A 21,329-nucleotide genomic window follows, 5' to 3' on the forward strand; every position below is an offset into this window, starting at 1 on the left:
AATGAACTTTCTAGCATACTTCGCCAACCGTCAGTTCTTGGCTCGTATTATCACGGTAATGGTGCTGCTAACCGGTGCTATGTCGTTAATGCAGCTCAATTTTCAAGAGTACCCAGATGTTGCGATGGACACCGCGGAAATCGAAACCATCTATCCCGGTGCAACGGCTCAAGACATTGAGTTGAACATTACTAATCCAATCGAGAAAGAGCTTCGTTCAGTGGATGGTATTGCGTACTTTTCGTCTGAATCTTCGGAGGGACGTTCTTTCATCGAGGTTGAGTACCTACCCGGTGAAGATGCCGCCGTGATCTTGCGAGACATCCAACAAGCCGTCGATCGAGTCGGTAATCTGCCGAAAGATATTGATTCGCCACCGGTAGTTACTCAGCCAAAAACCTCTTCGTTGGATGTGAACCATTTTGGCGTCAGCTTAGCGGGTAATAATACAGATTCGGCGTCTTTGCAGCACTACGCCTATCAGTTAGAAAAGAAAATCAACAACCTTGGCGGTGTTGGTTCTATCAATATGTCTGGCTTTAATGAGCGAGAGTTCTGGGTTGAGGTTGATCCTGAAAAAGCGCGTCGCTACCAAGTGGCTTTTAACGATATCAGCACCGCGATAGAGCAGCACAATTTGTCTCAATCAGGCGGCTTTGTTGAGTCGTGGAGTCGAGAACAGAAGATCGTCACCATGACCAGAGTAGAGTCGACGGATGATGTGTCTAACATCGTGATTAAGGCGTTGGATTCAGGTCAAGTTGTGCGAGTTTCTGATGTGGCGACAGTCATCGATACTTTTGCTCGAGCTACGCAAGCTCCAGTCATGAGCGGTAAGCCTGCAGTTATCTTCTCAATCACCAATAGCGGCAGTGCCGATGTGATCGCCACCATCGATAGCATCAAGGCATTGTTGGACAAAGAGAGCGAACGCATTGGCGACCAATTCATTTTCCAGACAAGCTTAGATCTTGGTAAAGACATGGGCGAGAAGTTCTCTATCGTGGCAACCAACGGTGCAATAGGGTTAGTGTTAGTTCTACTGATCTTGAGCATGATCTTACAGCGTCGCGTGGCTTTCTGGGTATCGGTCTCTATTCCATTTTGTGTATTTGGCGTGATGATGGTTCTGCCAATCATGGGGCTGAATTTAGACAGCATTACATTGGCTGCGTTGTTATTGGTGATCGGTATTATCGTCGACGACTCAGTGATCATTGCTGAGAGTATTTTCCAAGAGAAAGAAGCGGGTAAAACAGGCGTCGATGCTGCGGTGTCGGGGACTTTAAAAGTGATTAAGCCATTGATGGCGAGCTTAGTGACGACTGCATTGGTGTTTATTCCAATGATGTTCATTCCGGGCACCATGGGTAAAGCCGTCGCAGTGATTCCAATTACGGTCATTGCAGCATTAGTGTTCTCTTTTATCGAGTGTACGTTAACACTACCCGCTCACTTATCTTCTGCGAAAGAGAACAGCAAAAAAGTCGAAGAAAAAGACCGTTTTGAATGGATTTCTAACCAATATCGTTTATTGCTGAACGTGGCACTCAACTACAAAAAATCGGTTATCGCATTGGCCATTGTTGGTTTTGTCGCTTCAGGTTATTTAGTGTCTTCGTTGAAAGTGGATATCTTCCCGACTGAAGCGGGTAAATACATTGATGTGTATACCGAGGTAAAGGCTGGAACTCCATTATCCCAAGTGCGAGAGGCTCATCAAGCTATGGAACAAGCGATTGAATCTCTGCCTGAAACCGAGCTAGTCAGCTATGAACTGATTTACTCGTCGCCAGTGTCACAAGGTATCATCAACCTAACGAACTTTGATCAGCGTAGCCGTTCTGCTGAGCAGATCATTACTGCACTGAATGAAGAGTTGGCGTCGTTGTCTGATGAGATGTTTATTAAGTTCTCAATTGATGCTGGTGGTCCTCCTCCGGGTGACCCGGTTGAAGTCCGCGTGCTTGGCGGAACGGAGAGCGAGCGTAACCAAACGGTTGATCTGGTGATGGCTTGGTTAGAAGACTACCAAGGGGTAACCAGCATTAACCACAGTGAAGCGCTGAAAGATCCCCAGCTTAATATTGTTCCTCAGTATCACTGGTTGGCGAAATATAACCTAACGGTGACTGATCTATCGAATGCGCTGCGTGTCGGGTTTGATGGTAACAGCGTGACATCCACGTGGCTTGGCGACCAAGAAGTCGATATTCGAGTGGTATTGGACGAGCAGTTCCGCGATATAGAGAAACTGAAAACCACCAAAATTTACACGGCAGACGGACAACAAGTGCCACTGAGCCGCTTAGCTACGGTTGAGCAGATAGAAATACCGCGTCTTATCAAACACTACAATGGTGAGCGCGAGGTGACAGTTTCTGCAGGGTTGTCTGACGAGAGTATTAGCTCTGTCGCGTTAGCCGATGAGTTAGTCGCTGAGTTGGTAGGCCAATACCCGACAAGCGTGACTATTGATGTCGGTGGCGAAGCGGAAAGCACTAATGAAACCATGAGCGGTTTTATGGTGGTGTTCCCTGCAGCGATGGTGGCGATCTACTTCGTATTAGCGGTGATGTTCAACTCACTACTGCAACCACTGCTTATTATGGCGGTTATCCCGTTTGCGATCATGGCTTCACTGATGGCGTTAGTGGTACACATGCAGCCGATGTCTCTGTTTGGACTGATTGGCGTACTTGGAATGACTGGAGTTGTGGTCAATAACTCTTTGGTTCTGATTAACCGGATCAACGAGCTAAGAGTCGAAGGATTGAACGCGATAGATGCCGTGACGCAAGCTGCAGTCAGCCGTTTACGTCCGATTGTGATGACTTCTCTAACTACAGTTGCTGGTTTGCTACCGCTCGCCTATGGGCTAGGTGGAACGGATGTGTTTATGGGGCCAATGTCGCTCACATTAGGCTATGGTTTGTTGTTCTCGTTGCCTGTCGTACTCATAGTGATTCCTGCGATGTATGCGCTATTCTTTGCAAAAGGAATACCTTCGCCGGTTAAGGAGAATGTGCACGCAGAAACCACGTAGTACGCCAACATCAATGCGTCTTGAAGCTTGGTTTTGTGACCTGTTGTGCAATTACTTATTTATCTCGAATTTGGCTAGATTTGGTATGCCATTTTATTTAAAGATAAGGGTATAGTGTCGCAAAAATTGGCGGCACTGTTGTTCTCAAGCACGAATAGCTAAGAACAACAAAGTGAAGCTCCTAACAATACACACGCACAACATATAGGTTTAGCAATGACGCTTAAAAGCTTGGCATGCACCATCAGCGCCGTTTTACTGGCTGGCTGTGGTTCGACAGTGGCAACTCAAACATATAACGCCGATCTGATTATCACTAATGGACAAGTCCTGACGATCAACTCTGAAATGGATGTGATTGAAGATGGTGTTGTTGTCGTGAAAAACGACCAGATCATCGCGGTGGGTAATGAGGACTTGATTACTCAATATCGAGCTGAAAAGGTGATTGATGCTCAAGATGGTATTGTTATGCCAGGCATGGTCAATGCTCACAACCACCTTCCTATGATTGCGTTTCGCGGTCTAGGTGAAGAGGGGATTTCCAACCGATTATTCGCTTATTTCTTCCCGCTTGAAGCAGAAAAGCTAAGCCGTGAACTGATTTATAACGCGACCAAGCTAGGAAGTATTGAGCTAGCACAGAGTGGTGTCACGACTTACGCCGACATGTATTACCACATGGATGAAATGGCTAAGGCGACCAAAGAAGTTGGCCTGCGTGCGGTGCTTGGCGAGACCGTGATTAAGTTCCCAGTGGTAGATGCTAAAGAACCTTATGGCGGTATCGATTATGCCAAAGGCTTCATTGAGCAGTACCAAAACGACGAGCTGATTACACCTGCTTATGCACCACATGCGGTGTACACAGTGAGCAAAGACAAGCTTCAAGAAATCAACAAACTGTCGGCTCAATACGATGTGCCGGTGTTAATTCACGTTGCTGAATTCCCGAATGAAGAGAAGCGCATCAAAGATGAAACTAAGGCAACGTCACCAGTCGAATACATGGATGAAATTGGTGTGCTGGATGAGCGTGTAGTCATTGCTCACGGTATCCATCTTTCAGAAAACGATCAAAAGCTTCTAAAGCATGCTGATGCAGGGATCTCATACAACCCAATGGCGAACGCTAAAGGCGCAACCGGCATCGCACCAGCATGGGATATGTACCGTGCTGACATGCGAATAGGTTTGGGTACTGACGGCCCAATGAGCTCAAACCAAGTCGATATTATGCGTGCCCTAAGCTACGCAGCCAACATGCAACGTTTGAAGCACTCAGATCGCACCATCATGATTCCTGAGCAAGTGATCGAAATGGCAACCTTAGGTGGCGCAAAAGCTCTACATATGGAAGACCAAATTGGCTCTCTTGAAGTCGGTAAAAAAGCGGATATCGTGATTGTCGAAACACAATCAGCGAACATGATGCCAAGCTACGACCCATACGCAACCTTGGTTTATCAAGCGAACCCGAGCAACATCGACACGACGATTGTGAACGGCCAAATCGTAATGGAAAACCGCGTGATGCAAACTGTTCAATTGGATGAGATTCGTCAAAGCGTCGATGAGTTTGAAGCCGACATTACTGAGTTCGCCAAAGAACTGTCTAAGAAGGCGATTAAGTCTAAGAGTTTGATGGATTAGTCTCCAAACGCTAAGTCGTTAATCGAATGAAACGAAAAAGGCCGACATCTTGTCGGCCTTTTTTATGGTTATGAGATAGCTTGGCTATTCCTCACATCAGTTAGAACAACTGTTGCCATTCGGGATGCCGCTGCCTAAGAACTCAACCCTAATTTGCTCGACATCTTTTAGGTATAGGTTGTTGGCTTGGTCTGTCTCATCGAAGTTGTTGAGGGTGACATTCCATGTCGAGAATGGAGTTGGTTGGAAGTACGCATACTCGAACTTATTCGCCACTGCGCCATCGGTGATGATGCTAACGTCATTGGTGGTTGGATCATCCAAGCGATAGTAAAACGCTCGCGAGACCGGGTTCGAACTGAATTGGTAATCTTGATCCTGATAGCGGTCGGCATAGTTACCTGAACTCGATATCCCAAGGTTGAGCTGCTTGCCATAAGGTAAGTTTTCCCCTTCTAAGAACACACGCACTGTAGAGAGTCTGACTCGGTCGAATGAACATAGTTGTGCCTGCCCTAATGGAATTGTGAAGTTCAACTCGCCAGTGGTTGCGAAGCTATCGAGTTGCTCTGGGCTAGAGATGGTGTAGTTGTCGATAGTGAAGTCTTGTGGTGCTGGCTGGAATGAAGAGAGTGCATTCACATACTCACTTTCTATGGACGCAAGGTCAAACTGGTAGTCCAAGTAACTTTTATTCAACGAAGGTGTTATCTCACTTGGTTTCAACGCCCAGTATTCGTATGCCTGAACATAGTTAGACAAAGCCACATACATTGGTCGTTTGAAGTGCATTAGCACTCGTGAAAGCTCACGCTCGATGGAGTCAAAACTTTCGCTGTCTACCTGATAACCTTCAATGGTTTCACTCAATCTTTGCTGTTGATTAGCGGTGACGCTCTCGGTCAATAGTAGGTCGACGAGTTTGGCTTGCTCTTGTGCAAAATTAAGCTGAGTGGTGTTAATTGCTTTGCCTAATAGCACCTGTTTTTCAAGTTCGACTAAGTATTGTCTCGCGCCTTTAATTCCTAAGCTATCAGCAAGCCTTAAGTTACTGCGGATCTCGGTGATCATCAGGTCCCATGCTAGATTACTCTCATTCAAAGTCGGAATATTAAAGTCAAAGCCATCCATCGCTTCGGAGATTTTATGAAGTTTGATAGTCGATTTCACATCGGCGGTGAGCTGTGCGATGCCCGAAATGGTCTTGGTAACGCTATCAATGATCCCCGTGACTGATTTGATATTGGTGACTAAGTTTTTCGCTTTATCTAACGCCTCTGGGGTTTTGGCTAATTGTTCGGTAAGGTCGTTCACACCAGATAGATTACCTGTGAACACGCCGCTGACAGCACTGCCAATCTCTGCGATCGCTTTGAAGATAGCTAACGCTGCATTGAGCTCTTGCTGAGTTTTCCAGTTTTCCACACCGACCAAATAAGTGGTTCTTGCACTCAGTGTCACAAGTTCTTGAGCTTTGTATTGGCTGTCGATTTCGGTCAGGCTGTCGCCTATTTTGTCGATGTTGGATTGGGTTTGAGTGATGATCGAGTCTTGTGCTCTGAGAACGTCTTCAACGTTAGCGAGTGCTAACTTCGCAGCTTCAATCTTGTCTTCGATCACCGTACTTCTGTCTTGAATGATGTCCCACTGCGCTTGATACGCGATCATTGCATTCAGGTACGCTTCGTATTTGCCTTGGTAGAGTACCTTGTCGAGATAAGGCACATAGTTGCTCTCTTTAGTGCTGAAACTAATGAACTGTTTAAAGGCAACGGTTTGTAGGTATAGATCTGAAAGGATAGGGTCATCTTCCACCACAGAGCCGGCGTGACGCAAACTCTGCTCAATCCAGTTAATCAGTTCGAGGCTAAGCTCTGGATTCGTGTCGAATAAGCTGGCAGCCATATCAAAAGAGCGGTTAACAATGTCGGTAAAAGGTGTGGTCGCCAGTTTCATTTGCCCTGTAATGTTTGAGTCGATGGTGGTTCTTCGGTAGTGTTCACCTGCTAGTACCACAGAGGTTCCATCACCGTCTTCTGCAGAAAGGGCATCTCGTGTAATGCTGCCATCGTTTTGGAAGGCAAGGACATTAATCGGAGTTTCGATCTCTCCTGCTATTACAGTCACTGATGCCGCCGCGCCTTGTTGCCCGAGAACGAACGTCGGGGCACCTTGACCGACAATTTTACGGGCAAATATGAGAATGTTTTGGTTGTTCACCACCAAGTTGAAGTTTTCTGGAACCTCAATGGTATCGGCAAAAACAACGATCTTTGAGGGTTTAGTCACGTAGAGGTTCTGTTCCGCAATCCAGTCACTGAGGTTGATGTGAAGATCAGACGTAGATCGAGAGAGAACATCGACATCGGAATAGGCAGATTGAACCCAAGTTGGGTATTCGGTGGAATTAGGCAAGTTATTAAGCTCTAGCCAGTCACTAGCAAAAGCTTGTGGAGATAATGAAAGAGAAATAATAATCGGTAGAATTCTCATATTAATGTCCTGTCGAAATGAGTATTAGCCAAATTTTGGGTAGCAGAAACCAACACCTTATTTTTCATAAGGCGTGGTGTTCTGTTGTTGTTTTGTTTTTATTGGTCTTGCTGGTTTAACTTATAGCGAGGCGTCGCTTTGCCGAGCTATTTGTCGATGGGTATGGACTACTCCATTTCTTGAATATAAGCATTATTTGCAAATGCCTTGGCTTTCTCGCTGATGTTATTCCAGTTCATTTCTGCAACCGATGTATTGGCTAATGCACCGATAGCACCAAGCATTGCGTCGTCTTTCATGATATCGGCATTGTTTTGAGCTTCATCTAATGCAGCAAGCAGTGATGTGAAATCGGTATTCATTTTCTGCCAATTTAACTTCAGCTTATTAATATGTGGGATAGCATCTTCAATTTGCTGAGATATAAGATCAATGCTTTCTGAAGAGCGATGGTAAGAGTTATATACCTTTTGTGTGTAAGACAATTGTTCTTCTAAATCTTTCACTTCGTTTTGCAGTTCATTGCGAAGCTTACGTGCTTTCTCTGCTTTATCTCCGTAGACACCCATGATTGGCACTGCGACCAAAGGGAACCATGCGTAGGTGACGGCGGTAGAGGCAACCGTGACGTAGTGAGTGTAGTCTTTGTTAAGTTGCGCGATTCGGGCATTGATGTCGTTTACTTGCTGTTGAAGTGCACTGCCATCATCCGTTAGATAGCCGTTATGTGTGCCTTCTAACACTTCAAGCTGTAGCTTTTGCGTGTCTAGCTGCGCAGAAAAGTCCAACAAGTTATCACCCACATCGGACACCTCTTGCTGGTATCTCAATGAAAAGTTTTGCAGGCTTTTCAGGTAAGCAATCGCCATTTTTCGGTTGCGTTCAACGGCTTCAATGTCTTCTGGTAACGGTGAGAATGCCTTTGCCAACATCTCATTGAGGGCGTCGCTCAAAGGATTAAGCATGTAATCTTTGATTTGCGCATAGTTAGCCAGGCTTAGTGATAGGTTAACGATGCTTGGGTATAGGTCCTTTTTCCAGTAGAAAGCGGTGTCATGGATATTTGAGTATTGCTGAACTAAAGCTTGGAAGTTAGAGAAAGGGATGTCGTTAGGAATGCTAAAAGCCGACTTCATGCTAGTTTCTGTCACGGGCAGTGCCAGTGCTCCCTCTACATAAGCTTGGATTTGGTACCACTCTTGCTGCTTGAGGATGAAATTGTCGGTTTCTAGATCGATAAAGACGCCATTTTCACCGATGATCGTATCGTAGGTGATTTGAGGAATATTCTGTTCCGCTGACGCTTGATTTGCTTGAATTGGCGCTGCTTGAGAAGTGAAAGCAAAAGAGGAAAGTAGCCCAATCGAGATGGAAGATAATACGAGTGTTCGCGTGATTTTTTTCATTTTTTATCCCTGTTAGATTTGTTATTAGCTTTTTTAAAGACAATAAATCCCCCTACCATGAAAATGGTATTTCTATATATTTATGCGGGTTTATTGAATTCTTTATATTGTTATTGTTGTAATTATGTTGTGGGTTTTAAATACACTCTCCATTAATGTGTTTTTTGTTTTTATAAGATTTGGTCAATCTATAGTAAATTTATAATGAAAAGTTCTATTTAGATCACATATTTGGATCTATATTGTTTGATTGTTGATCTATTGAATTTAGTGATATTTAAGTCATTAGTTTCTGTTCTTTCTTCAGGCTATATCTAGAAAGGCGTCGGAGATTTTTATTCTATTCACCAATGAGTTAAGTGATAAAAATGTAATTATCATAATTGTTGTGATTATTACTAAATCTGTTGATTGAATTGATGTTTATATAATTAGAACGAGCGTTTTAAATTTGACCTGTGCCAAATAAATAAGAGGTTTAATATTTAGCTTTAATTAAATTAGTTGAATTTAAATTAGTGATTATTAAATTAGCAATGTTAATTGTAGGGTGGAGGTTGGTTGGATATTTAGGGGAAGAATAATCAAGAGGATGGCGTATTTAATAGTCAGAAGTGAATTTGTATTAGCAGTATTAAGGAAGCTTGCCCATCATAGTGAGATATACACTGCTTGATGGACAAGCATTGGCGTTAGTTATTATTCATTGCCAGTTTCCCGAGTTTCATCGCAGCGGCGTGGTGACGGTGCATTAACTGCTCCATGTCTACGCCAATCACAGCACCATCGTTAACTCGCCACTTACCGGCAACCATCACCTTATCTGCTTGTTGAGCACCGCAGAGCAGTAGTGCTGCCAGTGGATCGTGGCTGCCAGAGAAGCGAATGTCATCAAGTTTGAACATCGCGATGTCGGCTTGTTTACCTACCTCTAGCGTACCAATGTCGGTTCGGCCCATTGCGGCTGCAGAGCCGGATGTCGCCCAGCGCAACGCATCAAAGTGTGAAACATTGGCAGAACCGTATTGTAGGCGCTGTAGATACATCGCCATGCGAACTTCGGCAATCATATTGGAGCCGTCGTTTGAAGCTGAGCCATCTACACCCAGTCCGACTTTTACTCCAGCCGCCTCAAGGTCATTGTTCTTACAAATACCGGAAGCCAACATCATGTTGGAAGTTGGGCAGTGGCTGATACCAATACCTGCTTTACCCAAGCGCTTGATCTCTTCTGGATTGAAGTGAATACCATGAGCAAGCCAAGTACGATCGTTGAGCCAGCCAACATCTTCTAGGTAATCGACAGGGCGTAGACCAAACTTCTCTATACAGAAGTCTTCTTCGTCTAAGGTTTCACACAGGTGGGTGTGCATCATGACGTTTTCACGTTCACTGATCTTGGCGGTTTCCCTCATCAGGTCGGTAGTGACCGAGAATGGCGAACAAGGCGCGAGTGCGATTTGAATCATCGCTCCTTCATCACGCTGGTGGTAGTCGCGAATCAAACGTTGGCTGTCATCGATGATGGCTTGTTCGGTTTGAATGGTGTGTCTTGGTGGTAATCCACCCTCATCTTCCCCTAGGCTCATGGAACCACGGGTGAATATGGCTCTAACGCCAAGCTTTTGAGCTGCTTCAACTTGTAAATCAATAGCGTGCTCAAGTCCGTTCGGCAACAAGTAGTGGTGATCGGATGCTGTGGTACAGCCCGACATCATCAGCTCAACCAGAGCGAGCTCGGTTGCGAGGCTCATCATTTCAGAATCGAGATTTGCCCAAACCGGGTAAAGGCTTTGCAGCCAATGGAAAAGCTCTTTATTCAGTGCACCGGGGTAGGCACGCGTCAGAGTTTGATAGAAGTGGTGGTGTGCATTGATAAGCCCAGGAGTCACAACATGACGAGAAGCGTCGACACTGTAGTCTACGGGTAGAGTTGGCTCTTTGTGTTTGCCAACCAGCTCAATGACTGTATTACCTTTAATGACGATACCGCCTTCTGCATCGGCGTGTGAGCCAGTGTAGATTGCGAGAGGATTCTTAATCCAGATGGTTTCCATTCATAGTAGTCCTTAGCCATCTCAGCCTTTTCAGGGAAGAGGGTCTTTATTTGGTATTTGTTGTTGAAAGATAAATTTGAATCAAGGACGATGAAAAATTCAGTGTTTATGCTGCGCCCGTGATTCTACGGAAATCGGTTTTACGTTCGTAAGTGATTCATCTAGTTCGTTTTTGGCTCTGGGTTTTCTGATGCTGCTTGAATCTCAGTAGCTGTTGTTGCTTGTTGAAGCTCTAGTTGCTCATCTGATTGTAGTGCTTCTTCGGCTGCCTCTTTCATTTCTAGCTCAACTTGCGCTTGGCTTTCTGCTAACGCTTCTTGCTCTTCCGCTCGTGAAGATTTCGGTAGCACAAGGTTTAAAACTACCGTCATGATGGTGCCAGTCGTAATGCCTGAGTGAAGGAAGTTCGCTAAATCGTGCGGTAAATGTTGAAGTAATCTTGGCTCGAAGGTCACAGCCAAACCAGATGCTAACCCCACACAGATTACCAAGGCATTTCGCTTGGTGTCTGCGGCTTTGATCAACATGCGGATACCTGCGTAGGCAATCATTCCGAACATCACAAAACCCACACCGCCTAATACAGGCTTAGGAATCGTAACGGCTATGGCAGCTAATTTCGGGAATAGGCCGCCTAAAATCAACAAGCCACCCGTTGCGGCAACCACATAGCGACTCGCAACCCCGGTGATACCAACAATACCAACGTTTTGGCTGAATGAAGCCAGTGGCATTGCAGTGAGAATCGACGATAAGGTACTGCCGATACCATCACCCAGTAGCCCACGTTTTAGGTCTTTACCGCTGACCTGCGTCTGACAGTTGTTGCCAAGCGCCATGAAGTCACCTGTTGCTTCAGCGATAACCACGATGTACACCAAACTCATACTGATGATGGCACTGATGGAAAAGGTAAAGCCATATTTAAAAGGTTCAGGACCGCCAATCCAAGCCGCAGAGCCGATCTGCTCAAGGTCGACCATGCCAAGTGATAAAGCCACAATGTAACCGCCAGCTAAACCGATCACGATCGCGGAAGCCGCAACCGCACCTTTACAGTAAACCGATACGCCAACCACAATCCCCAAAGAGACCAGAGCTAGAAATAGTTTGGGTAGCGTAGCGAATTGTTCGCTGTTGGCGGGAGAGTCTCCGACCCAGTTCATGGCAACCGGTAAAATGGTTAAGCCAATGAGCGTAACCACTACACCACTTACCACGGTTGGGAAAAGCTTACGGACCTTGTCCATGTAAAAGCTGGCGCCAATCACAACGAATGAGCCGATAAGCGCTGAGCCCATAATGGCTGCGACACCACCTTCGTTACCGATGGAAATGGCCACACCTAAAAAGGCAAAGCTTGAGCCCATTACCACGGGCAGCCGAATACCCACTGGACCAAAGCCAAGACACTGCGCGACGGTCACAATACCTGACGCCAATAGCGCAGCATTGATCAGTGAGACGATCTCGGTGTTGGGCAGGCCGATGGAGGCGCCAACAATAAGGGGGACTGCAACAATGCCACCAATCGAAGCAAGCATGTGTTGCAGAGCGAGTAGAAGGGTTAGCCCATGGGGCGGTCTTTCATTAAGGGTGTACAGAAGTTTCATTTGATATTCCTCTGCCTGCGTTTTCGTTTACAGGCGGTTGGCGGTCAAATAATGACTTCTACAAACTGCGTAGGGTCATAAAAAAGGTGCACCGAGTCATTGGGAGCTCTGCTCTCGAGTCATCAATGCAATTAGCTTTCTTAAAAATGTTGTCGTTGCTTGGCTAGCGAACGAGCCAAGCAACGTTTCTGAACGTTCAATGCCGAACTATTCAGGAAAGATAGGATTAACCGATGAACACCAGCTTGGCGATGAAGATAGCCGCTAGGAAGTACATCGAGATAGAGACATCTTTCGTTTTACCTGTCGCAAGCTTAAGTACGGTGTAGGTGATGAAACCCAGTGCGATACCGTTAGCGATAGAGAAGGTCAGTGGCATCATCAGTGCGGTAATCGCAGCTGGAGCACCGTTGGTAAAGTCTTTCCAATCGACGTGTTGCATGCTGCTCATCATTACGAATGCTACGTAGATCAGAGCGCCAGACGTTGCGTAAGCGGGGATCATGCCTGCAAGCGGTGATAGGAAAATTGCCGCTAAGAACAAAGCGCCCACCACGATTGCTGAAAGACCAGTACGAGCACCTGCAGCAACACCAGCAGCACTTTCTACGTAACTGGTTACTGGCGGACAACCCACACACGCACCTGCAACGCTTGAGATACTATCGGCTTTGAGTGCCTTGCTCAGGCCTTCAATCTTGCCGGTTTCTGGGTTAGTGAGGTTTGCACGCTCAGCAACGCCCATTAGCGTACCGGCAGTATCGAACATGTTTACGAAAAGGAAGGCCAAGATAACGCTGATCATGGATACGTTCAGAGCGCCTGCAATATCCATTGCCATAAAGGTAGGTGCTAAGCTCGGCGGTGCAGCGAAGAAGCCGTTGTATTGCACTAGGCCTAGCATCATGCCGATAAGCGTGACGCTTAAAATACCGATAAGTACCGCACCAAATACTTTGCGCTCACTTAGAACCGCAATAATCAAGAATGCGATAGCTGCAAGTAGGGCTTCTGGTTTGGTGAAATCACCCAGTGAAACCAAAGTTGCAGGGTTTTCGACGACGATGCCCGCTGTTTTCAAGCCAATTAAGCCTAAGAAAAGACCCACACCGGCAGTCATCGAGTAGCGTAAACTTTCAGGAATGCTCTCTATGATCCATTGACGAACCTTGTAGAAACTCATCCCGACAAACAAGATACCCGAGATAAACACCGCACCCAGTGCGACTTCCCAGCTATAGCCCATCTCGCTCACAACCGTAAAGGAGAAGAACGCATTCAGCCCCATGCCCGGTGCTAGACCAACAGGCCAGTTCGCAAATAAGCCCATTAATAAACAACCGATAGCGGCACCGATACAAGTTGCAACGAATACTGCGCCAGCATCCATACCTGAAGCGGCCATGATTTGGGGGTTAACGAAGATAATGTAAGCCATCGTCGCGAAGGTAGTGACACCGCCGACTAACTCATTTTTCACACTGCTTCCGTGGGCCTTAATTTTAAAGAATTTCTCTAAAATTCCGTTATTCGCATCTTGGTTGAGTATTTCTGTTTTACTCTCACTCATGTCTGCAAGTCCTTTTATGTTGTGATCCATTTATTGAATACAGCGAAATTTCAATATGAAGTTTTAAGGTTTGTCCTAGCGCTAAGTCTCTATTGACGAGTTTCTCGCGACTCATTTTCTAACTGTTAACGTTGTTAGTATTTTTATATGAGCGTGCTTAATGAACGCGCATCTTTTCAGATGCACGCATGAATCTGTTTATTGTTTGGTGATAGAGCCTAGATCGATAATCTAGGCGCAGGGATTAACTGCCCCGATAAGTAGAGAAACTGTATGGTGAGACTAAAAGCGGAACGTGGTAGTGCGCATCAGGATCATCTAAGCCGAAGCGAATCACTACGTCGTCTAAGAAAGGCACACCATCGAGTTCGACACCTTTGCTTTTGTAGTAATCAGCTACGTAGAACACCAATTGGTATTTCCCCGGTCGAAATTCATTCCCGGCCAGAATTGGTGCATCGGTACGACCATCTGAGTTAGTAAGCACTGTCGCCAGCTTTTCAGTGGAGTCTTCGTTGACCTTATAAAGCTCTACCTTGATCTCTGCACCAGGCAAGCCGTGAGTGGTGTCTAAAACGTGTGTTGTTAATCTTCCCATAGTCCTTTAATAGCGCTTTTGGCGCTCCTCTGTTCCGTGGTTTATGTATCCATTTCGACCTTGCAAAAGAGAGCAATTGGTCACTTTGTTAGCACTAACTATGTACGAACTGTACACAATTAGTAAAGTGAATTGTTGGGAAAATGTTAACTAATGTGTCGTTTTATCTGAATTTGTAGATGTTGAATATTCATTATTAGTAGTGTTGCATTTTGTTAAATACTTGTTTTTATTCGTATTTGGTTTGATATTTTAACTTAAGCAACAAAATCTTTACATTAAGATAAATAATTGTATACAATAAATGTACAGGGGTGAGGTTGCTCGGTTTTGGATAAATCACTAGCTGAATCATTTCGATGGGACAGCTGAAGAGCGGCTAAGCCAACCACTTATGTTAGGAGTACTTGGATGAATAAGGATTATTCAAGAAATTTGATCGGTTACGGAGCTAATCCTCCTAACCCTCAATGGCCAGGTAATGCGCGCGTCGCGGTTTCTTTTGTATTGAATTATGAAGAGGGCGGTGAGCGTTGTTTGTTACATGGAGACGACGAGTCTGAAGCCTTTCTCTCAGAGATCCCGTCAGCACAGCCGATCAAAGGCGAGCGTCACATCAGCATGGAATCCATCTATGAATATGGTAGCCGAGCGGGTGTATGGCGTGTTCTTCGCTTGTTCGATGAATATGAAATTCCACTGACTGTATTTGCGGTCGCTATGGCCATTGAGCGTCACCCAGACGTAGCTGAAGCCATGGTAGAAGCAGGTCACGAAATCTGTAGCCACGGTTATCGCTGGATAGACTATCAATATATTGATGAGTCAGAAGAGCGTGACCATATGACCAAAGCGATTGAGATTATCCAACAGGTAACGGGTCAACGCCCGCAAGGCTGGTATACCGGTCGTACAGGGCCGAATACTCGTCGTTTAGTTGCAGAAGAAGGTGGCTTCCTTTACGACTCAGATGCCTATGACGATGACCTGCCTTATTGGCACACTGAAACCGGTCATCCACAGCTAGTGATTCCATACACACTTGATGTGAACGATATGCGCTTTTCAACGGCGCAAGGCTTCAACTCTGGTGAGCAGTTCTTCCAGTATTTAAAAGACACTTTTGACACCCTTTATATGGAAGGCGAAACCGCACCAAAAATGATGTCGGTAGGACTGCATTGTCGTCTTATTGGTCGTCCCGGTCGTATTGCTGCATTGAGACGCTTCTTAGATTACGTAAAAGAGCATGACAGCGTGTGGCTATGTCGTCGAATCGATATTGCCAACCACTGGCACAAACATCACTCATACAACGGACAACATAATTAGAACGAACAGCAAGGAGGCTTAACGTGACTGAATTTCGATCTTGCCAACCAACAACCATGGACCGTGACACTTTTGTCACGCACTTTGCTGATGTTTACGAACACAGCCCATGGGTTGCTGAGGCGGTGTATGACCAGGGTTTGAATGCCGAAGACGACCACATTGAGAATCTTCATCTAAAAATGGCATCGACCTTGTTGAATGCCGACCAAGGTAAACAGTTGGCTTTGATCAACGCTCACCCGGATTTAGCAGGCAGAGCAGCAGTAAACGGCGAACTTACTGAGTCGTCGACAAAAGAACAAGCGGGGGCGGGCATTGACCAATGCAGCGCCGAAGAATTTGAAAAATTCACTTCTTATAACAACAGCTACAAAAGTCGCTTCAATTTCCCTTTTATCATGGCGGTGAAGGGAGCCAATCGTTACCAAATTCTTGAGTCGTTCGAGATGCGATTAGGAAATGATAGTGAAACTGAGTTTGCTACGGCGATTCAAGAGATCAACAAGATCGCGATGTTTCGTCTCTGGGATATGTAAGTTAACGGAGTTAACAGCTATCTCAGCCCAGTCTTAGTGCGCTAAGAGCCAGCTTTATGAGCGAATAAGCCACTAAGTTCTCATTTTATTATTACTTGATTAATTTCATAGGATTACACGGAAATGACCCATAAATTTGAACAGTACATCAACCTTGCAGACGAAAAACTCGGCGCAGAAGCTATCTTTGCAACAGACGATTTTTTCGCAGATAAAAGCCGTCTACTCAGCCATGCAGCACCTGAGTGGAAAGACGACTTATACGACGATAACGGCAAGTGGATGGACGGCTGGGAAAGCCGACGCAAACGTGGCGAAGGTTACGACTACTGTGTGGTACGCCTTGGCTTAGCTGGCACTATCGCTGGCGTTGATATTGATACCTCATTCTTCACAGGTAACTTCCCACCTTCGGCATCAATCGACGCGTGCTATTCACCACAGGGTGAGCCAACCGATTCAACAGAGTGGCAAGAAATCCTGCCTTCAATGGCACTACAAGGTGACCACCACCATTTTGAAGACATTGAAAGTGATCAAGTATTTACGCACCTGCGTTTGAACATCTACCCAGACGGTGGTGTTGCACGCCTACGTGTTTACGGCCGACCAAGTGTTGATTGGGACGCAATAGACTCTCATCAACAGGTGGATCTAGCAGCCGTTGAGCATGGTGGTCGAGCACTGGCATGTAGTGATGAACACTACGGTAACAAAGCCAATATTCTAGGCCCAGGCCGCGGTGAAAACATGGGTGACGGTTGGGAAACAGCGCGTCGCCGTACGCCGGGTAATGACTGGGTTATCGTAGCATTAGGCCACCCAGGTAATATCGAACGTATCATCGTTGATACGGCGCACTTTAAAGGTAACTACCCAGACAGCTGCTCAATTCAAGCGGCTTACGTGAAAGGTGGTACCGACGATCAAGTGGAAACACAAAGCCTATTCTGGCGTGAACTGCTGCCTGCTCAAAAGCTACAAGCGCACGAGATTCACGAATTCATTTCTGAGGTAAACGACCTTGGTGCGATTACCCACGTACGTGCAAACATATTCCCAGATGGTGGTATTAGCCGTTTGCGTCTATTTGGTACGAAAGCGAAATAGGTAAGGAAATCAGTATGAGTAATGGAATACGTCGTTTAACTATCGAACCGTTAACTAAGCAAGCTTTTGCAGAGTTTGGTGATGTTATCGAGTCTGATAATAGTGATTTCTTCATGATCAACAGTGGATCAACACGTCGCTACCACAAGCTAGCGACAACGGATGTGCAAGACCAAGGCGGAGAAGCGATCATCAGCATCTTCCAAGCTACGCCGTTGAGCTACCCACTGACTATCAAGATGCTAGAGCGTCATCCACTTGGCTCTCAGGCATTCATTCCATTACTTGGTCAACCCTATTTAATTGTTGTTGCCCCAAAAGGCGGTAACCCATCGTTAGCCAATTGCCGAGCTTTCTTAAGCAACGGTCGTCAAGGAGTGAACTATCACAAAGGGGTGTGGCATCACCCGGTTCTTGCACTCACGGATCAAGACCAGTTCTTGATCGTCGATAGAGGCGGAGAAGGGCATAACTGTGATGAAGTTTATTTTGAGAACGACCTAGTGGCATTGCATTTGGAAGATATGCCAACGGAAGACAACAAGGAAGAGCAACGCTTAGCTAAAGTGTTGTGATACAGGAGTTTATTATGGATCCGCATATTACAGAGTGGTTGAATTTAGCGATTCGCTGGATTCACATGATTGTTGGTGTTGCGTGGATAGGCGCATCATTTTACTTTGTTTGGTTAGAGAACAACCTTAACCGAGTTAACCCTAAAACAGGCCTTTCAGGCGACTTATGGGCGATTCACGGCGGTGGTATTTATCACCTAGAGAAGTACAAACTCGCTCCACCAGAAATGCCAGAGCACCTACACTGGTTCAAGTGGGAAGCCTACTTCACGTGGATCACAGGTGTGTGTCTACTGGGTGTCGTTTACTACCTCAACGCAGAAATCTACCTGATTGCACCTGGCTCTGGCCTTGATTCAACAACGGCAATCGCGATTGGTATTGGTTCTCTTATTGCCGGTTGGTTTATCTATGACCTACTGTGTGATTCGCCGCTAGGCAAAACGCCGGTTCTACTTGGCCTAGTACTTTTTGTTGGCCTGGTTGGTGCAACTTACGGTCTTACGCAAGTGTTCAGTGGTCGTGGTGCTTACATCCACGTGGGTGCCATTATCGGTACCATAATGGTGGGTAACGTATTCCGCGTCATCATGCCTGCGCAGCGCAATTTGGTGAAAGCGATTGAAGAGAAACGCGAACCGGATCCAGCACTGCCTGCGAAAGGTCTACTACGTTCTCGTCACAATAACTACATGACACTGCCAGTGCTGTTCATCATGATCAGTAACCACTTCCCAAGCACTTATGGTTCGGAATACAACTGGTTGATTCTTGCTGGCCTAGCAATCTTCAGTATCTTGGTTCGTCACTACTTCAACACACGTCATGGCAGTCAGAAGTTCGCATGGACAGTGCCTGTGGCGGCATTAGGTATGATTACTCTCGCGTTTGTTACCTCACCTTACGCGAAAAAACAGATGACTCCGGTAGTGCAAGCACCAGTGGTACAAGAAGCTCCTGTGAGCACGACGGAATCGAAGACTGAAGAGATCGCTTCAAGCAACACGGCTTCAACGGCGGCTGACTCTCAAGCTGTGTCTGCCGACCATGCCAAGCCAACGGCGAGTGCAGGTGTCAGCTTTGAAACCATTAACAAGGTCATTCAAGAGCGCTGTTCAGTGTGTCACTCTGCAACGCCTAGCCACGCCGCTTTTGCTGCTGCGCCAGCGGGTGTCATGCTTGATACGCCAGAAGAGATCAAAGCTAATGTACCTAGGATCGTTGCTCAAACCGTAACAACTCAGGTGATGCCTCTTGGTAACATGACTCAAATGACCGACGAAGAGCGAGCACTCATCGGCACTTGGGTAGAACAAGGCGCTACGATTCAATAACCGTACTTTTTAATAACCGTACTTTTTAATAACAGTACTCAGCATCCTTTACCTAAGAGCATGAGTCTTAGGTGAGGCTTGGGGAGAGTTTGGTCTTACGGGCACGCGCCAAACTCATCCCACCCTGTTTCCCCGGTTCCTATAACCGGGGCTTTTTGTTTTTGGACAAAGGAAAGGAAGAAGTATCAGATAGTTGATGACTCTATATGCATATGTGAATTAAAGTGTTTTATCAACAGTTTGGCTATATCAAGAGCTGTGTTGTGATTAGAAATAAACATAAGTCATTGTGAACATGTGCTTTCCGAAGGGAAAATAGAGATGGTTAGAAAAGGTATGCTTCTTCAGTTACTGGATGAACTCCGAACGCTTGAAGAAAATGGATCCGAATTTACTGCAAGAGAAGTTGCTGAATCTGTTGGCTACAGTGTTAACTCGGTGAATAAGTATTTTAATGAAAAATTAAAAGGTAAGTATGTTACTAAAGTAAGTCGCTCACTATGGAAATGTAGCGGTATCACGCAACTATCAAATGACCAGTTTTTCTTATTGATGTCTCAGAGTCAAAATACTCAGGCGTTGTTGATCAAATCAGCTAAAGGACGTATCTATCCTACGGAACTTACCTGTTAGTTTCTAATAGGCATACCTAGTCCTAGAACTTTGTTCATTGCTTTGACGTTTGCTAACGCCTCACCAACTTGAGCGTTATAACATCTCAAGCTCAATGTGCCGCTAGTCAGTCCTTTATATCGGGACATTGCCGTCTCAGAGATTGAACGGTCGTGGTAGCCAGAGTCAGTTTTCCATTGAGTTAGCGAATGGGCGTTGTTGATCAAATCAGCTAAAGGACGTATCTATCCTACGGAACTTACCTGTTAGTTTCTAATAGGCATACCTAGTCCTAGAACTTTGTTCATTGCTTTGACGTTTGCTAACGCCTCACCAACTTGAGCGTTATAACATCTCAAGCTCAATGTGCCGCTAGTCAGTCCTTTATATCGGGACATTGCCGTCTCAGAGATTGAACGGTCGTGGTAGCCAGAGTCAGTTTTCCATTGAGTTAGCGAATCGTTTTTAAGTGCATCGACCACTTCATTTCGAGGGTGTCCCTCTTCCCAATAACCAGCATTTATTCTGGGAGGTATGAGAGGTTTRCAACCCTTGTTTTGCAATACTTCATGGCACTTTTTTGTGTCGTAAGCACCATCTGCTGATACGGAATGAACTTTCCTACGCAGCGGATTCAATAATGTTGGGAGAGCTTCGCTATCACCAACATTGACGAGGCTGACTTCTGCACTAATCACATCATGGGTATCGACATCAACGGCCAGGTGCAGTTTACGCCAAGTTCTACGCTTCTCGGCTCCATGCTTCTTAACTTTCCATTCGCCTTCACCGAAGACTTTCAGNGTTTTGCAATACTTCATGGCACTTTTTTGTGTCGTAAGCACCATCTGCTGATACGGAATGAACTTTCCTACGCAGCGGATTCAATAATGTTGGGAGAGCTTCGCTATCACCAACATTGACGAGGCTGACTTCTGCACTAATCACATCATGGGTATCGACATCAACGGCCAGGTGCAGTTTACGCCAAGTTCTACGCTTCTCGGCTCCATGCTTCTTAACTTTCCATTCGCCTTCACCGAAGACTTTCAGACCTGTTGAATCAATGGCGATATGGCGAACTGAGCCTTTAGATTTGTTCTTGTATTTTACCTGAACAGTCTTTGAACGCTTGCTAATAYTGGTGTAGTTAGGAGAGCGCAAAGGGACGTTCATCAAAGCAAATATAGAATCGATAAAGCCTTGAAGCGCACGTAACGGGAGAGAGAATATCCCTTTAACCATCAAAGCTGTTTCAATAGCAGTATCAGAAAATTGAAAGCCTCTACCTCGTTTACCATGGTGACTTTTACATTGCCATGCTTCAACGGCTGAGTCGTCAATCCAAAACGTTACTGAGCCTCGCTTGCACAAGGCTTCATTATACTCAC

At 45.7% G+C, this 21,329-nt stretch carries 14 protein-coding genes and 3 pseudogenes; 8 read left to right on the forward strand and 9 right to left on the reverse strand.

Translation table 11 applies throughout. The features are described from left to right. Window position 1 precedes the first annotated feature (1 nt). Both L1D55_RS08890 and L1D55_RS08895 read left to right on the forward strand, forming a co-directional pair. Entirely contained in the window at window positions 2-3,046 is a 3,045-nt protein-coding gene (locus L1D55_RS08890; protein WP_239917191.1) for an efflux RND transporter permease subunit, read from the forward strand. Between the two features lie 216 nt (window positions 3,047-3,262). Then, entirely contained in the window at window positions 3,263-4,699 is a 1,437-nt protein-coding gene (locus L1D55_RS08895) for an amidohydrolase (protein WP_239917192.1), read from the forward strand. 96 nt (window positions 4,700-4,795) lie between these two features. Here L1D55_RS08895 and L1D55_RS08900 read toward each other — a convergent pair whose 3' ends face one another. From L1D55_RS08900 to uraH, 6 genes are all read right to left on the reverse strand, one after another. Continuing rightward, window positions 4,796-7,192 (reverse strand): hypothetical protein, encoded by a 2,397-nt coding sequence (locus L1D55_RS08900; protein WP_239917193.1) that lies wholly within the window; start codon window positions 7,190-7,192, stop codon window positions 4,796-4,798. Between the two features lie 167 nt (window positions 7,193-7,359). Further along, a complete protein-coding gene (locus tag L1D55_RS08905) occupies window positions 7,360-8,598 on the reverse strand; it encodes an alpha-xenorhabdolysin family binary toxin subunit A (RefSeq protein WP_239917194.1) in 1,239 nt (412 codons plus the stop codon). A 692-nt stretch (window positions 8,599-9,290) separates the two neighbouring features. Further along, a complete protein-coding gene (locus tag L1D55_RS08910; protein ID WP_239917195.1) occupies window positions 9,291-10,655 on the reverse strand; it encodes an 8-oxoguanine deaminase in 1,365 nt (454 codons plus the stop codon). Between the two features lie 161 nt (window positions 10,656-10,816). Beyond that, window positions 10,817-12,268 (reverse strand): nucleobase:cation symporter-2 family protein, encoded by a 1,452-nt coding sequence (locus L1D55_RS08915; protein ID WP_239917196.1) that lies wholly within the window; start codon window positions 12,266-12,268, stop codon window positions 10,817-10,819. Window positions 12,269-12,494: 226 nt separating this feature from the next. Then, complete coding sequence (locus L1D55_RS08920; protein ID WP_004737475.1) at window positions 12,495-13,838, reverse strand: NCS2 family permease; 1,344 nt, start codon at window positions 13,836-13,838, stop codon at window positions 12,495-12,497. A 244-nt stretch (window positions 13,839-14,082) separates the two neighbouring features. Then, window positions 14,083-14,436 (reverse strand): hydroxyisourate hydrolase, encoded by a 354-nt coding sequence (gene uraH, locus L1D55_RS08925; protein ID WP_008220987.1) that lies wholly within the window; start codon window positions 14,434-14,436, stop codon window positions 14,083-14,085. Between the two features lie 411 nt (window positions 14,437-14,847). On the opposite strand from uraH, the gene puuE reads away from it, so the two are divergent. The 6 genes from puuE to L1D55_RS08955 all read left to right on the forward strand — a co-directional run bounded on the left by puuE (window position 14,848) and on the right by L1D55_RS08955 (window position 19,959). Beyond that, the gene (gene puuE / locus L1D55_RS08930) at window positions 14,848-15,768 is read left to right on the forward strand and encodes an allantoinase PuuE (RefSeq protein ID WP_239917197.1); all 921 of its coding nucleotides are present in this window, start codon (window positions 14,848-14,850) and stop codon (window positions 15,766-15,768) included. Window positions 15,769-15,791: 23 nt separating this feature from the next. Then, window positions 15,792-16,307 carry a 2-oxo-4-hydroxy-4-carboxy-5-ureidoimidazoline decarboxylase gene (gene uraD, locus L1D55_RS08935; RefSeq protein WP_004737478.1) on the forward strand — a complete coding sequence of 172 codons (516 nt, stop codon included), beginning with the start codon at window positions 15,792-15,794 and terminating at the stop codon, window positions 16,305-16,307. 123 nt (window positions 16,308-16,430) lie between these two features. Further along, window positions 16,431-17,417 (forward strand): allantoicase, encoded by a 987-nt coding sequence (gene alc / locus L1D55_RS08940; protein WP_102425349.1) that lies wholly within the window; start codon window positions 16,431-16,433, stop codon window positions 17,415-17,417. Between the two features lie 14 nt (window positions 17,418-17,431). Next, window positions 17,432-17,992: an ureidoglycolate lyase gene (locus L1D55_RS08945; protein WP_171367494.1), complete on the forward strand. Its 561-nt coding sequence runs from the start codon at window positions 17,432-17,434 to the stop codon at window positions 17,990-17,992. Between the two features lie 14 nt (window positions 17,993-18,006). After that, the gene (locus L1D55_RS08950; RefSeq protein WP_239917198.1) at window positions 18,007-19,326 is read left to right on the forward strand and encodes a urate hydroxylase PuuD; all 1,320 of its coding nucleotides are present in this window, start codon (window positions 18,007-18,009) and stop codon (window positions 19,324-19,326) included. A 321-nt stretch (window positions 19,327-19,647) separates the two neighbouring features. Then, window positions 19,648-19,959, forward strand: a complete 312-nt coding sequence (locus tag L1D55_RS08955; RefSeq protein WP_239917199.1) for a hypothetical protein — start codon at window positions 19,648-19,650, stop codon at window positions 19,957-19,959. Here L1D55_RS08955 and L1D55_RS08960 read toward each other — a convergent pair. The 3 pseudogenes from L1D55_RS08960 to L1D55_RS08970 form a co-directional block, all read right to left on the reverse strand. Then, window positions 19,956-20,144: pseudogene (locus L1D55_RS08960) on the reverse strand (IS5/IS1182 family transposase); the annotation flags it as partial. The gene L1D55_RS08955 and the pseudogene L1D55_RS08960 sit on opposite strands and share 4 nt — an antisense overlap. Before the next feature lie 60 nt (window positions 20,145-20,204). Further along, window positions 20,205-20,741 (reverse strand): annotated as a pseudogene (locus L1D55_RS08965) (IS5 family transposase); the annotation flags it as partial. Window positions 20,742-20,745: 4 nt separating this feature from the next. Beyond that, a pseudogene (locus tag L1D55_RS08970) lies at window positions 20,746-21,329 on the reverse strand (IS5 family transposase); the annotation flags it as partial.

The sequence above is a fragment of the Vibrio sp. Isolate22 genome (genome assembly GCF_022398115.1).
In the GTDB taxonomy this organism is placed as follows: domain Bacteria; phylum Pseudomonadota; class Gammaproteobacteria; order Enterobacterales; family Vibrionaceae; genus Vibrio.

Bases quoted from the DNA above. Each gene is read 5' to 3' on its own strand.
- L1D55_RS08890 (WP_239917191.1), top strand. From the start codon at position 2: ATGAACTTTCTAGCATACTTCGCCAACCGTCAGTTCTTGGCTCGTATT.
- L1D55_RS08895 (WP_239917192.1), top strand. From the start codon at position 3,263: ATGACGCTTAAAAGCTTGGCATGCACCATCAGCGCCGTTTTACTGGCT.
- L1D55_RS08900 (WP_239917193.1), bottom strand. From the start codon at position 7,192: ATGAGAATTCTACCGATTATTATTTCTCTTTCATTATCTCCACAAGCT.
- L1D55_RS08905 (WP_239917194.1), bottom strand. From the start codon at position 8,598: ATGAAAAAAATCACGCGAACACTCGTATTATCTTCCATCTCGATTGGG.
- L1D55_RS08910 (WP_239917195.1), bottom strand. From the start codon at position 10,655: ATGGAAACCATCTGGATTAAGAATCCTCTCGCAATCTACACTGGCTCA.
- L1D55_RS08915 (WP_239917196.1), bottom strand. From the start codon at position 12,268: ATGAAACTTCTGTACACCCTTAATGAAAGACCGCCCCATGGGCTAACC.
- L1D55_RS08920 (WP_004737475.1), bottom strand. From the start codon at position 13,838: ATGAGTGAGAGTAAAACAGAAATACTCAACCAAGATGCGAATAACGGA.
- uraH (WP_008220987.1), bottom strand. From the start codon at position 14,436: ATGGGAAGATTAACAACACACGTTTTAGACACCACTCACGGCTTGCCT.
- puuE (WP_239917197.1), top strand. From the start codon at position 14,848: ATGAATAAGGATTATTCAAGAAATTTGATCGGTTACGGAGCTAATCCT.
- alc (WP_102425349.1), top strand. From the start codon at position 16,431: ATGACCCATAAATTTGAACAGTACATCAACCTTGCAGACGAAAAACTC.
- L1D55_RS08945 (WP_171367494.1), top strand. From the start codon at position 17,432: ATGAGTAATGGAATACGTCGTTTAACTATCGAACCGTTAACTAAGCAA.
- L1D55_RS08950 (WP_239917198.1), top strand. From the start codon at position 18,007: ATGGATCCGCATATTACAGAGTGGTTGAATTTAGCGATTCGCTGGATT.
- L1D55_RS08955 (WP_239917199.1), top strand. From the start codon at position 19,648: ATGGTTAGAAAAGGTATGCTTCTTCAGTTACTGGATGAACTCCGAACG.